The organism is Sorangium aterium (assembly GCF_028368935.1).
Classification (GTDB): domain Bacteria; phylum Myxococcota_A; class Polyangia; order Polyangiales; family Polyangiaceae; genus Sorangium; species Sorangium atrum.
Map to the genome: position 1 here is coordinate 821,646 of NZ_JAQNDK010000002.1, position 13,149 is coordinate 834,794.

General features: G+C 71.8%; 12 protein-coding genes. 9 read left to right on the forward strand and 3 right to left on the reverse strand.

Annotation, left to right across the window (positions count from 1 at the left end):
* Positions 1-490: 490 nt before the first annotated feature.
* The 9 genes from POL72_RS18035 to POL72_RS18075 all read left to right on the forward strand — a co-directional run bounded on the left by POL72_RS18035 (position 491) and on the right by POL72_RS18075 (position 10,627).
* Positions 491-1,579, forward strand: coding sequence for an SDR family NAD(P)-dependent oxidoreductase (locus tag POL72_RS18035; RefSeq protein WP_272096647.1), 1,089 nt, complete (start codon positions 491-493; stop codon positions 1,577-1,579).
* On the forward strand, positions 1,576-2,868 hold the full coding sequence (locus POL72_RS18040; protein ID WP_272096648.1) for a TIGR04295 family B12-binding domain-containing radical SAM protein: 1,293 nt from the start codon (positions 1,576-1,578) through the stop codon (positions 2,866-2,868). The genes POL72_RS18035 and POL72_RS18040 overlap by 4 nt, the downstream gene beginning before the upstream one ends.
* A complete protein-coding gene (locus POL72_RS18045; protein ID WP_272096649.1) occupies positions 2,855-4,045 on the forward strand; it encodes a glycosyltransferase family 4 protein in 1,191 nt (396 codons plus the stop codon). Before POL72_RS18040 ends, POL72_RS18045 begins: the two co-directional genes overlap by 14 nt.
* On the forward strand, positions 4,036-5,235 hold the full coding sequence (locus POL72_RS18050; RefSeq protein ID WP_272096650.1) for a CgeB family protein: 1,200 nt from the start codon (positions 4,036-4,038) through the stop codon (positions 5,233-5,235). The genes POL72_RS18045 and POL72_RS18050 overlap by 10 nt, the downstream gene beginning before the upstream one ends.
* Before the next feature lie 69 nt (positions 5,236-5,304).
* Positions 5,305-6,315 carry a UDP-glucuronic acid decarboxylase family protein gene (locus tag POL72_RS18055; RefSeq protein ID WP_272096651.1) on the forward strand — a complete coding sequence of 337 codons (1,011 nt, stop codon included), beginning with the start codon at positions 5,305-5,307 and terminating at the stop codon, positions 6,313-6,315.
* A gap of 126 nt (positions 6,316-6,441) precedes the next feature.
* Positions 6,442-7,272, forward strand: coding sequence for a DUF4328 domain-containing protein (locus POL72_RS18060; RefSeq protein ID WP_272096652.1), 831 nt, complete (start codon positions 6,442-6,444; stop codon positions 7,270-7,272).
* Between the two features lie 315 nt (positions 7,273-7,587).
* Positions 7,588-8,163 (forward strand): hypothetical protein, encoded by a 576-nt coding sequence (locus POL72_RS18065; protein WP_272096653.1) that lies wholly within the window; start codon positions 7,588-7,590, stop codon positions 8,161-8,163.
* A gap of 339 nt (positions 8,164-8,502) precedes the next feature.
* Complete coding sequence (locus tag POL72_RS18070) at positions 8,503-9,234, forward strand: hypothetical protein (protein ID WP_272096654.1); 732 nt, start codon at positions 8,503-8,505, stop codon at positions 9,232-9,234.
* A gap of 97 nt (positions 9,235-9,331) precedes the next feature.
* The gene (locus tag POL72_RS18075; protein ID WP_272096655.1) at positions 9,332-10,627 is read left to right on the forward strand and encodes a tyrosinase family protein; all 1,296 of its coding nucleotides are present in this window, start codon (positions 9,332-9,334) and stop codon (positions 10,625-10,627) included.
* Here the strand turns inward: POL72_RS18075 and POL72_RS51220 are convergent.
* Genes POL72_RS51220 through POL72_RS18090 form a run of 3 tightly spaced genes read right to left on the reverse strand, consistent with a single transcriptional unit; the run spans position 10,603 to position 12,969 of the window.
* Entirely contained in the window at positions 10,603-11,661 is a 1,059-nt protein-coding gene (locus tag POL72_RS51220; RefSeq protein ID WP_272096656.1) for an AraC family transcriptional regulator, read from the reverse strand. The genes POL72_RS18075 and POL72_RS51220 overlap by 25 nt on opposite strands.
* The gene (locus POL72_RS18085; protein ID WP_272096657.1) at positions 11,658-12,341 is read right to left on the reverse strand and encodes a hypothetical protein; all 684 of its coding nucleotides are present in this window, start codon (positions 12,339-12,341) and stop codon (positions 11,658-11,660) included. Before POL72_RS18085 ends, POL72_RS51220 begins: the two co-directional genes overlap by 4 nt.
* A gap of 31 nt (positions 12,342-12,372) precedes the next feature.
* Positions 12,373-12,969, reverse strand: coding sequence for a DUF4291 domain-containing protein (locus POL72_RS18090; RefSeq protein WP_272096658.1), 597 nt, complete (start codon positions 12,967-12,969; stop codon positions 12,373-12,375).
* Positions 12,970-13,149: the final 180 nt, after the last annotated feature.

Sequence of the window (13,149 nt, forward strand, 5' to 3'; positions counted from 1 at the left end):
ACGACCGCGTTGGCGAGCAATGCCGGGGCTCGGGCTTTGGGCGGCGAGCGCGACTGAACGGGCCTGGCTAACACCGAGGTCCCCCTTCGTTTCCGCCCCGCGCCGAGCGCGCGCCTCCCTTCTCCCCCCCGTCCCCGTCCGCTCTCATCGCCTGTCCGAGGGGCGCTCCTCCCCACAAACCCCCTTTGCGACACATCGAGTCTCCGCTGCCATCCGGCGGCGCCGTACCCTCTCCAGGAGCCGCGGAAGTCGCGATATCGATCGTCAGACAAAGCTCCTTCGATCGATTGCGGCTCTCCAGCTCGCATGTTAATCGGTGTCTCCTCAGCGACTCCCGCGCAGCGAGGCGCAGAGCCGGGGGGGACCCCGCGCGGCGGGCGGGCGTTCGGTCTGCCTGTCGCGCTGCGCCGTCGTGCGCCGTCCGCTCGCGAGGCGCGCTCTCTCATCGCCCGCTCGCCCGCAGGTCGTCCAGACCGGAACGGAGCATCCTATGCCTGACCATGTCCTGATCACGGGGGGAGCCGGCTTCATCGGCTCTCACCTGGCCGACGAGCTGCTCCGAAAGGGGGAGCCGGTCCTCGTCCTCGACAACCTCTCGCGCGGGTTCGTCGAGCGCAACGTCGAGCGCCTCAAGGGGCGTCACGGCGCCGGCGTGGAGGTCCGGGTGTGCGACGTCCGGGACGAGCAGGCCGTGAGCGACGCCGTGCGGCGCGCCTCGTTCGTCTTCCACCTCGCCGCACAGGTCGCCATCGCGAGGAGCGTCGCGGACCCGGCGCTCGACTTCGAGGTGAACGCGCGCGGCACGCTGAACGTGCTCGAGGCGCTCCGGAAGCTCGACCGCCCTCCGCCGCTCCTCTTCGCCTCCACCAGCAAGGTCTATGGCGCGCTGCCCGATCTGCCGGTCGAGCGCGGCGAGGAGCGGTATCGACCCCTGTGCGAGGGCGCGCGCGAGCACGGCATCTCCGAGAGCCAGCCGCTCGATCTCCGGGGCCCCTACGGGTGCTCGCGGGGCGCCGCCGACCAGTACGTCCTCGATTACGCCCGCACCTTCGGCCTCCACGCCGCGGTGCTCCGGGTGAGCTGCGTCTACGGACCCCCGCAGTTCGGCAACGAGGACCAGGGGTGGATCGCCCACTTCGTCGCGCGCGCCATCCGCCGCGACCCGATCACCCTCTACGGCGACGGGCTGCAGGTCCGCGACGCGCTGTTCGTCGAGGACCTCGTCGACGCCCTCCTGCGCGCGCGGCGCGCGCTCAAGCCCGCCTCGGGCCGCGCCTTCAACATCGGGGGCGGCCCGGACACGGCGGTGAGCCTCGTCGAGCTGCTCGATCTGCTCGCGGAGCTCGACGGGCGCCGCCCGGTCGTCTCGCTCGCCGCGTGGAGGGCCGGCGATCCGCGGTACTACGTCTCCGACTGCCGCGCCTTCCAGGCGCTCACCGGCTGGGCGCCGCGGGTCGCCCTGCGCGACGGGCTGCGCGCGCTCTATCAATGGCGCCTCGGCGTCGAGGCGCGCCTCGGGGCCGTCTACGCGGACATCCCCGCGTCTGTCCGGATGGACCGGCTGGAGGCCGCCTCGTGAAGGTCGCGCTGGTCAACCCGCCCTGGACCTTCCACGGCAGCGTCTACCTCGGCTGCCGCGAGCCGCACCTGCCGATCGAGCTCGGGTACGCCAGGGCGCTGCTCGAGCGCGCGGGCCACGAGGCCGCGCTCGTCGACGCCCAGGCGCGCGGGATCGACCTCATCGCGCTGCGCGCCGAGGTCGCGGCGCTCCGCCCCGACATGACGGTGATCGCCACGGCGCCGAGCTACCTCTCGTGGCGCAGCCCCCCGCCCGAGCTGCGCGTGCCCATGGCGGCGGTCGCCGCGCTGCGGGGCCACGGCGGCCTCCTCGTCGCCGTCGGCCCTCACGGCTCCGCGACCCCGCGCGCGGCGCTCCGCAAGCTCGGCGTGGACGTCATCGTCCTCGGCGAGTGCGAGGAGATCCTCGTCATGCTCGCCGGCGCGACCGAGTCGCGCTTCTGGCAGATCCCGTCGATCGCCTACCGCAGGAACGGCATCGACCACGTGCAGGGGGGCCCCTACGCCGCCTGCCTGAGGACGCTGCCGGCCCTGCGGTGGGACGGCGCGACGATCGCGCGGCACGTCCACCACCACCACCGCTTCGACGCCGTGCCCGACGGGCCGAGCGCCGAGATGGAGACCTCGCGCGGCAGCCCCTGCCGCTGCGCCTCCTGCGCCAGGGACGGCGCGCGCGACAGGCTCCGGAAGCGCCCGCTCGCGACGGTGCTCGACGAGCTCGACGCGCTCCTCGCCGAGGGCGTGCGCCACGTCTATTTCATCGACGAGCGCTTCCTGCCCGACCGGGCCCTGCTCGAGGAGCTCTGGGCGCGGGACGTGGTGTTCGGCGTCCAGCTCAGGATCGACAGCTGGTCGCGCGAGATGCTCGATCTCCTCGGCCGCGCGGGCTGCGTCTCGATCGAGGCCAGCGTCGAGCGCCCGTCGATCGAGGGGATGGACCCGCTCACCAGGCGGTGCAGCGCGTCGACCGAGGAGCTCACCGCGCTGCTCGTCCACGCCCGGCGGAGCGTGCCCTTCGTGCAGGCCAACCTGAGCGACGCGGGCTCCGGCGATCCGGCCGAGACCGCGTCGTGGCGGCAGCGCCTCCTCGGGCTCGGCGTGTGGGCCAACGAGCCGGTCCCCGCGTTCCCGTACCCCGGCTCCCCCGCGTACACCCGGCGCTGGGGGGCGCCGGACGACGGCGCCTGGGAGCGGGCGCACGCCCATTATATCGCCGAGCACCGGACGTTCGGGGATCTGCCGGACAGCCGGCCGCTGCCGCTCACGGAGCTCGAGCATGGCGCGCGTTGACCGCGGATCCCCGGGCGCCGCGGCGCCGCGGCCCGGCCGGGTGCTGATGACGGCCGACACGCAGGGCGGCGTGTGGACGGTCGCGATCGAGCTCGCGCTGGCGCTCTCTCGCGCCGGCGTGGCCACGGTGCTCGCGATCATGGGCGGGCCGCTGTCGCCTGCGGCGCGCGCGGCGGCCGCCGCGATACCGGGCCTCGAGCTCGTCGAGAGCGCCTATCGGCTCGAATGGATGGATGACCCGTGGGACGACGTCGCGGCCGCCGGCGACTGGCTGCTCGACCTCGAGGAGCGGGTGCGGCCGGACCTCGTCCACCTGAACGGCTACTGCCACGCGGCCCTGCCGTTCCGGGCGCCTCGCGTCGTCGTCGCGCACGCCTGCGTGCTGTCGTGGTGGCGCGCAGTGCACCGCCGGCCGGCGCCGGTCCGCTACGAGCGCTACCGCGCGCGGGTCGCCGAGGGCCTCCGGGCCGCGGACGCTGTCGTCGCGCCGAGCGCGGCGATGCTGAGCGCCCTCGCGGGCGAGTACGGCGCGCTCGGCCTGGGCCGCGGCCATGTCATCCCGCACGCGCGCGACCGCAGGCGGTTCGCGCCGGCGCCGAAGGAGCCGTTCGTCTTCGCGGCCGGCCGGCTCTGGGACGAGGCCAAGAACCTCGCGGCCCTCGAGAAGGTCGCGCCCCACCTCGCGTGGCCCGTGATCGTGGCCGGGAGCGACGTCGCGCCGGGCGGCGTCGGCCGCCGCGCCGGGGAGAGCCTCTGCTCCCTCGGGTGGGTGGACGAGCCGGAGCTCGCGTGGTGGATGTCGCGCGCCGCGATCTACGCCTCCCCGGCGCGGTACGCGCCGTTCGGCATGGCCACGCTGGAGGCCGCCCTCTCCGGCTGCGCGCTCGTGCTCGGCGATCTGCCCAGCCTGCGCGAGGTCTGGCGCGACGCGGCCCTCTACGTGCCCGCGGACGACGCGCGCGCGCTCCACGCCGCGCTCGACCACCTCGTCCGGGACGCCGCGCGCCGCGAGGCGCTCGGCGCGCTCGCCCGCCGGCGCGCGGTGCGCTTCAGCCCGCGCGCCATGGCCCGCCGCTACCTCGACGTCTACGCCGTCGCGCTCGCCGCCCGCCCGCCGGCCCCCCGGCGGGTCTGCCCTCCGTCGTCGCCTTCACCCTGCGGGACACCATGCGAATAGCCCTCTTCTGCCACTCCTTGCTCTCCGACTGGGACCACGCGGACGCGCACTTCCTCCGCGGGATCGCGGCCGAGCTCGACGCGCGCGGCCATGACGTCCTCGCCTTCGAGCCCGAGGACGCCTGGAGCGCCCTGGGCCTCGTCGCGGCGTACGGCCCGGACGCGCTGCGCGAGGCCGCGGCCGTCTATCCGCGCCTCCGCCCGCGCCGTTACGCGCTCTCCACGCTGGACCTCGACGCCGCGCTCGCCGGGGTCGACGTCGTGCTCGTCCACGAGCGGAGCGACCCGGAGCTCGTGCGGCGGCTCGGCGAGCACCGCGCGCGCACGGATCGTTATCGCCTTTTCTTTCACGACACGCACCACGGGCTCATCACCGATCCGGCCGCGATCGTGCGGCGCGATCTCTCGGGGTACGACTGCGTGCTCGGCTTTGGAAAGAGCGTTTGCGATCTCTACCTGAGCCGCGGCGTCGCGCGGCGCGCTGTGGTGTGGCACGAGGCCGCGGACGTGCGCCTGTTCCGGCCGCTGCCCGGGGTCGAGAAGGAGCGCGATCTCGTGTGGATCGGCAACTGGGGGGACGGCGAGCGGACGGCGGAGCTCCACGAGTTCCTCGTCGAGCCCGTGAGGGCGCTCGGGCTCCGCGCGCGGGTCCACGGCGTGCGTTACCCCGATCGCGCGCTCTCGGCGCTCGCGGACGCTGGCATCGAGTACGCCGGCTGGCTCCCCAACCACCGCGTCCCGGACGCCTATGCGCGCGCCCGGATCACGGTGCACGTCCCGCGGCGGCCGTACGCCGCGTGGCTCCCCGGCATCCCCACGATCCGGCCGTTCGAGGCGCTCGCGTGCGGGATCCCGCTCGTGAGCGCGCCGTGGACCGACGTCGAGCGCCTCTTCTCGCCTGGCCGGGACTACCTCGTCGCGCGCACGGGCGCGGAGATGACGGAGCACCTCCGCGCGCTCCTCTCGGACCCGGAGTTCGCGCGCGGCGTCGCCGAGCACGGGCGCCGGACGGTGCTCGCGCGCCACACGTGCGCGCACCGCGTGGACACGCTCCTCGACCTGATCGACGAGCTGCTCTTGCTGCCGTGTTACCGGCTCGGCGAGGCGGCGGACGACGACGTGGAGCGGAGCGGCCCTGCGTCCGGCGTTCGCCGCTGCGACCCGGGCCGCTACCGGAGCCCGCTCGCGTGAGGCGCTGCGCGGCGCAGGGCGGTCTCGGCGGTTCTCGAGGGGCGGTGTTGCGACGACGGAGGTGTTCCGATGGGTGACGCGAACGGGAGGACGGTGGGGAGCGGCATGCGCGTCCTGGTGATGGGGGGCGCCGGCTTCATCGGCTCGCACCTGTGCGAGCGGCTCCTCGTGGACGGCCACGAGGTCATCGCGCTCGACGATTTCTCGACGGGCTCGCCGGCCAACGTGGCTCACCTGATGCGCAGCAGCCGCTTCTGGCTTGTCGAGCACGACGTGGCCCTGCCGTTCGATTACGAGGTCGACAGGGTCTACCACCTGGCGTCGCCGGCGAGCCCTGCGCGCTGGCGGGGCGATCCGGTGCGCTCCACGCTCACGAACGTGATGGGCACGCTGCACGCGCTCCTGTGCGCCGAGCGGCACGGCGCGCGGCTCTTGCTGGCGTCGTCGAGCGATGTGTATGGCGATCCCGACGTCGACCCGCAGCCGGAGAGCTACCTCGGGCGGGTGGATCCGGTCGGCGTGCGCGCCTGTTACGACGAGGGCAAGCGCTGCGCGGAGGCGCTGGTGATGGCCTTTCACCGTCAGGGGCGTGCGTCGGGGCGGATCGCGCGGATCTTCAACACCTACGGGCCGCGGATGGCGATCGACGACGGGCGCGCGGTGAGCAATTTCATCGCCCAGGCGCTCCGGGGGGAGGAGCTGACGGTGTACGGGAGCGGGTCGCAGGCGCGGAGCTTCTGTCACGTCGACGACCTGGTGGAGGGATGTTTGCGGCTGATGGAGCACCCGGCGGAGGTGGGGCCCGTCAACCTGGGGAATCCGGTGGAGGTGACGGTGCTCGAGCTGGCGCAGGAGATCGTGCGGCTCACGGGGAGCGCGAGCCGGATCGCGTTCCGCCCGCTGCCGGAGGGGGATCCGATGCGGCGGCGCCCGGCGATCGATCTGGCGCGGCGGGCGCTGGGGTTCGAGCCGCGGGTGCCGCTCCGGCAGGGGCTCTACGCGACAATACAGAGCTTCCGGCGCGCGATGGCGGGGCTGGACGAATGCGCGCGGCGAGGGGAGCCGGCGATGGCGAGCTGACGGATTGCCGCCCAGCGATTGCGGTGTCGGGGGAGGAGCGGGCGCCTCGAAGCGCACGATTGCCACGTGTGCTCCTCGGCCGCATCGGTTGCGATGCGGCGCATTACGCTGATAGCCTCGCTCACCGTGAGCGGTTGGGCCGAAGCTCGGGAGGGGTGGAGCCGCGACGTCCGCGTCGTGCGCCGGCGCGCTCGTCTGGCGATTGCCGGGCTGATCGCGATGGGGGCGGTGGCGGCGTTCACGGCGCTGGTCGGGGCGTGGCACGTCGTGTTGCTCGGCTCGACGGACGTCTCGGCGCCGACGTGGCGGCTCGCCAACACGCTCCGTGAGGTCGGGGGTTTGCTCGAGCTGGGGCTCGGGCTCCTTGCGAGCGTTGTGTTCCTGCGCTGGCTCTCCAGGACAGTCGCGCTGGCGGGCGAGCTGGATCCGGTGCGGGGGTTTCACTGGACGCCGTCCGAGGCGGTCCTGGGATTCTTCATTCCCCTCGTGAACCTGGTGCAGCCGTACAGGGTGCTGCGCGATCTGCACGACGGCCTTGCTCCGGCGGGGGTGCCCGAGCCTGCGCCGCGACCTCTCCTGGACGGCGGGGGTGGTTACCGGCGCGTCGAGGTGGCGCGCGCCCCACGGGCCGGCGCGGTGCACCATGCCGCGCTCGGCGCGTGGTGGGGGCTCTATGTCGCGAGCCGCGGACTCGGGTGGTTGGCCTCGTCCATGCCGGATCTGACCACGGCGGAGTTCATCCGGTCCCGGGTTGCGTTCATTGCGTCCGACGCGGCGTCGATCGCTGCTGCGTGCCTCGCAGTGCTGATGGTCCGGGCGATCGACAGCCGGGTCGCGGAGCGCCATCGAAGGTTGGCGTACGCCTCCGAAGACGAGCTCGACCAGCTCCTCGTGGAGCGCGATCTCCAGCTGCGGCGGGACATGGCGAAGATCGCCGACTTCGACGATCGCGAGTAGGGCCCGCGCCTCCCGGCTGAGACCTCTCTCGGCGTGGCGGCTTCAGAGCGGCGGTGTTGCACCCGTTGCACCCGTTGCACCCGGTTGCACCCAGGCCGGCCCCGGCGTCGGGCCTCCGCGAGCATGGCAGCCACGAGGCGGTGTGGCGGAGCAGCCCAGGGGCGAGCGGGGCACCGGAAAAACAGCCGAATTCACACCCGGCATGGCTGTTGCTCAATGGCATTGCGTCGCGACGACACGATGAACGGGGGCGCTGAAGAGCGCCCGATCTGTCGCGCTGACCATCGCAATTTTCTTCTTCGTGAGGAGCAAACTATGTTGATCCGTAATACGTGTGCGGTCGTTCTGGCTTCGCTGCTCGGGTTCGGGTGCGCCGTCGACGCTGGGGACACGGGCGATCTCGATGAGGATCGCGTGGAGCTCGACGGCGCCGCGGACGAGGGGGCCGTCGGGAGCGACGCCGAGGCGCTCGCCGTCGGCGCGCCGCGGCGGCGTGCGAGCTTCAGCCAGCATTACGGCGGGAACATCGTGGAGGAGGACCATTACCCGGAGTTCGGCGGCATGTGCGCTCCTGGGTATGAGCGGGTCAGGGTCGACGTGAGCTGGAACGGGAACGGAGCCTGCGAGTTCGCCGGCTGGGTCAACCCTGGCAATCCGGCCGACTGTCGCGCGAGGCTCCATGTGCACACGAACGCCTTCTGGGGCGGAGGAACGTGCACGGCCACGAGCTTCGAGGCGCGCAGCAACCTCTACACCTGCGCCGGCAGGACCAGGAATTACTGCGGCGGGGCCGGCCCTCAGGACGCGGGTGGAGGCCCGGTGTGCTTCTGCGACAACCTGTGCACGGTGTCCGGGGATTGCTGCCCCGACTACCAGCAGGTGTGCCGCTGAACCACGCGCGTTACATGCGTATGTGAACGCGTTCACGTGCGCATGTGAACGCGTTCGCTCATTTCGATCACGTCAAATCTCGAAAAAAAACCAGCAGATGGGGGAGAGAAACCGCGAGGAGCGCAAGGGGAAAAGGGGAAGAGATTTCATCTCTGTTCCCTTGCGCCCCTCGCGCCCCTTGCGGTTTCTCTCCTGATTCAGCCGCGCGACAAGAGCACCGCGCTCTCCGCGAGCGCCTCATCGCCTTCGCGACGCCCGCTTCACGGCATCCCCAGCTGGCGATGGCACCGCGTGACGCGTTGGGATATACAATTAACAAAGCGTGCGCGCGGGGGAGCAATGATCACATTCCGTGTCTCGGTCAATGGAACGAAGGTGTGCACCGCGGGCGTCGGCCCGACCGGTGTTCTGACGATCATGGTCAGGCGGGTCGCCGGCTCTCCGGAGGCGCTGCTCAGGGACGGCGACGTGAGCATCTGCGGGTTGGCCTCCGACCGGCAAGAGTTTTTGGTGTGGCCTTCCCGCGCGCTCAGGGTCGGGGACGAGATCGGGATCGAGGTCCTCGACGCCGACACCGTCGACCCCCCCTTGAAACGCACGCCGAGCGCCGAGTCGTATCGCGCCACGCTGCTCCGCCAGGTCCGTACCGCGCTGGGCGCGTTCGCCGGGCCGATGCTGCGCGATCCACGAAGGCAACTCGCGACCATCTCCCGGAGCGCCCGGGACCTTCTCTCGAGGACCGCGACCGCGATGGCGCGCCGCGCTCTTCGTCCGCCTGGCGCGCGCGCAGAGCGCGCCGTCCTCGTCGAGCTGAATTCGCGGCGAGTCTGTGTCGCGGGGGTACCGCGCCGTGGTCATGTGATGTCCTTGATCACCTGGGCCGGACCTACGCGAAGCGACGTCCCCAGCCATTTCTGGTTCTCGGTCGGCGGGCGGGACTACCGCACGGACGAATGCCTGGACTGGAGTCGTCCGGCGCTGGCCGTCGGCGACCATCTATCCATCCGATTTGCCCGTTCGAGAGAGCAGGACGCGCCCGCGCGGAGACGTGGCCGCCCGCTGGCGCGGTAGGCCAACGCTTTCGTCGCGCTCGGCCAATGCGGGGGCGCGCTCGCGTCTTTATAAACGCCTCATGAACGACGGAGCTCCCGTCCGAAGGAGGCAGGACATGACACGTGAGTTGCATCGACGAGCGTTCGTGCGTGGGATGATCGCGGCGGCGTCGGCGGCGTGGCTCGGGCTCTCGCTCGGCTGTGGCGCCGACACCTCGGTGGACGCCGGCGACGCGAGCCCGGGAGCCCAGGCGATCGTCCGCAAGAGCGCCTCGGCGATGACCAGCGAAGAGATCGACAGGTTCGAGCGAGCCTACGAGTATGCCGTCGCGAGCGGCTTCTTCGACGTCTTCAACGACGAGCACTACGACCACCACCGGCATCGCCACCACGGCGCCGACCTGCAGGCCACCTCGCCGATGACCATCATGGTCATGGACGAAACGTCGGGCTACCGGCTCCTGCCGTGGCACCGGGCCTTCCTCCTCGAGGCGGAGCAGATGCTCCGCGCCGCCCTCCGCCAGCGAGACCAGGAAGAGGGCATGGACCCGAGCGAAGCCGATCTCCTGTTCATTCCGTACTGGGACGCGGCGCACGATCAGGACCTGCCGCACTGGGTCCACGGCTTCGAGCCCAAGGGCGGGACGGCCATCGTGCCGCCCGGCCTGCCCGAGGGGCACGCCGGGTACGGCAAGGCGGTGGGCGAGCGCTACGACATCGTCTTCGGGCGCTGGCCGGGCAAGAACCTGGTCTTCGATACGCTGCAGGCGCCCGAAGACGTCGAGCGCATACTCGCCGAGCGCACGTTCGCCGATTTCTACGATGCGCTCGACGTCACCCCCGAGCTCCGCATCGAGAACTATCCCAAGGCGCAGGCGGCGCTGGATGTGCTCGAGGTGAAGCTGCCGGACAGCGCGGCCGTCCAGACGCTCGTCGACGCTTTCGGCGGACCCCCGAGCAGCTCGCAGCAGGGCGCGGAGACGACCAATGCCCTCTTCGAGATCGGCTGGATCGGAGCCGTCGAGGCGCAGAAGGCGGCGCCGGACACCGAGCTCGTCGGTGCCGTCAAGGATGTTTACAGCCTCTTCAACTTCATGCCCCACGTCCGGATGCACCTGTGGGCGGGCGGGCTCGATCCGGCGAACGCGGACGTGCGCGGCACCGTGACGTATTTCAACGAGCTGACGGTGGATCCCGTGTTCTGGATGCTCCACGGCGAGCTCGATCGTTATTGGTATACGTGGGAGAAGACGCACGCGGACGAGCCGCCGCTCGAGGGCGACGACCGGAGCTTCAACCCGCTCACCGCGAGCGAGGGCGCCTGGTACGGCGGCGGAGAGACGTACACGCTCGACGATCTCACCGCGCACGACGCGCTGCCGTACGTCTACGATGTGCTGTTCGACGGGTGACGCGCCGCCGCGCGGGGGAGCTCTCGCGCTCGGCGCCCCGCGCCGCGGCGGTAGGCGGCCGGCGTCACACCGGTCCAGCGCTTGAAGGCGCGGTGGAACGTGCTCACCTCGGAGAACCCGAGAAGGAACGCGATCTCCGAGATCGCGTCGCGCGACTCGCTCAGGTAGCGCACGGCGAGATCGGCGCGCAGCCGATCGAGGACCGACGAGAGCGATGTGCCCTCCTCCTTGAGCCGCCGCTGGAGGCTGCGCGGGCTCATGCGCAGGCGCGCCGCGATCGCCGGCAGCCCCGGCTCGCCGTGGGCGAGCTCGGCCGCGATCGCGGCGCGCGCGCGCTCTAGGAAGCTCGCCTCGGCCGGCAGCGCTGCGGCCAGCGAGGCGAGGTGCTGGTCGAGCACCTCGCAGAGCAGGGGCTCGGCGTGCGCCTGGGGCCTCGCGAGGAGAGCGCGATCGATCACCAGCTCATCGTGGGCCTCCCCGAAGCGCAGGCCGGCGCCGAAGAGGCGGCGGTGCTCGTCGACGCGCCCGGGCGCGGCGTGGCGAAACCGCGCGGCGCGCGGGATGAACGCCGGGTCCGCGCCCCGCCTCGCGAGGACGACGAGGTTGCCAAGGAAGAACTCGACCGCGTGGCGCGAGGGCGCGGGGCTGCTCCGGGGCGGCTCGTGGCGGAGCAGGGCGACATCGCCCTCTATCCGGATGTCGAGGGAGGGGCCGATGGCCACGACGCGGAGGTAGCGGGCCGCGCGCGCGTAGGCTTCCCCGACGGTGGCGCTGCTCCGCACCGCGAACCCCAGCGCCCCGAGGCTGCCCACCGGCAGCCTCTGCGCGAGGCGCAGGCCGAAGCTGTCGTCGCGGACGAGCCGGGCGGCCTCGCTCCAGAGCCGGGCCTCGATCGCCCGCGGAAAGCGCATGTCCGGATCGGCGAGGTCCCCCGGATCGACCCCGGCGGCGGCGAGCAGCTCCGCGGGGGCCACGCCGTCGGCCGCCGCGCCGGCGACGACGGCCTGGAAGACCTTCACGGAGATGTCGCTCACGGCTCTCCGCGGAGCTGGGAAACATCGTGTTCCGTTCTCGATCGATAACGCGACACGGCGGCCTCCACGCCCGATCTCGAGCTGCTCAGAACGGGGATCCCGAGGTGACGGACCAGCTCGGCCGCGGGGGCCATCGACGCCTGGGCCAGAAGCACGAGATCGCCCGGGAGCGCCGTCGCCTCGATCGTCCCGGCGATCTCGCCGGCATAACCAGGATGGTCACCCCGCTCGAAGAGGCGCCACGCTCGCTCGCACAGGACGTCGACGACATCGATCGAGCGCCCCGCGTCGGAGGCTATCTGACCCAGCAACGCGCCGGTGGGCTGAAAGGTGCTCCGGAGCGCGGCCACGACGAGGATCCGGCGGCCGCTCGCGACGGCTTGCTCTGCCATCGGGCGATCGATCCGCATCACGAGACAGTCCGACACGGGGACAGCCTCCGCGACGCCGCCGAGCGTCGAGCAGGTGCACACGATGACCCTCGCGCCCTCGTTCGCGAGCGCCCGAACGACGGCGGCGGTGGCCGAGCGGATGCCGTCGGTGATCGCACCGGCCGCCAGCGCATCCGCGAGGAGGCTCTCCTGGACCTCATGCCGGACCAAAATCGAGTCGTCTGCGTCCCGGACGAGGCGGCTGAACGTCTCGACGTGGACGGGGGAAGTATGAAGAAATGCGAGCATGCTCCTCGGTGTCCGGAGGCGGCGTGCCTCGTCATGGGTCGATGAGCAGCCGCCTGGCGATCCTCTCATCGACGGCGTAGGGCCTCTCGCGAGGCAGCGATTTGGCCGCGCTGTCCGCGTGGCCGGCCTGAATCTGCTGGTACATCTTCCGGACCAGGGGAGTTCGATCCTCGATGGCGACGACCCAGCTCTCCGCGTACTCGCGGATGAGATCGCGGCCGATGCCGACCTGGATGCTGTAGCAAGGCAGCGGGCCGCCTCGGAGGTTGCGCTCGGTGTCCCATTGAATGTGGACCCTGGCTTCGGCGAACGCCTTGCTCCACTCGTCCGGCGAGCGGAACACCCTCGCTTCGGGCGACGTGAGGACGGCGAGGGAGAGGGCTTGCTCCCAGCCTGTCCGCCGGATGCGGACGGCGAGGATCCGCTCCTGCCCGGCCTTGCGCCCCCAGTTGCTGCGGTGCATGAGCCAGAGGAACGACGGCTTGATCCATGTCATGCGGCCGAACGAGAACGGGGCGACGAAGCGCTGGGCAGCGAGCGCAGGCTCGGCGATGGCCGGCGCGTAGGCCTGGTACATGACGATGGTCTCCGCGTCGTAGTCCGCTCGGATCTCGTGAAGCTTCGGCATGCGGTCCGCTCGTCGCGATCGCTGTGGTCTGAGGGGAGATTACCCCCGAAGACGGCGCTCAGGCGAACGACTTGATGAGCATGAGGCGTCCGCGCGCGCGGCGCGCCGCACGACCACGCCGCCGTGCGCGGCCGGCCCAGGCGCGTGGACCTCGACGAGCGCGCGAATGAGCGGCCGCCG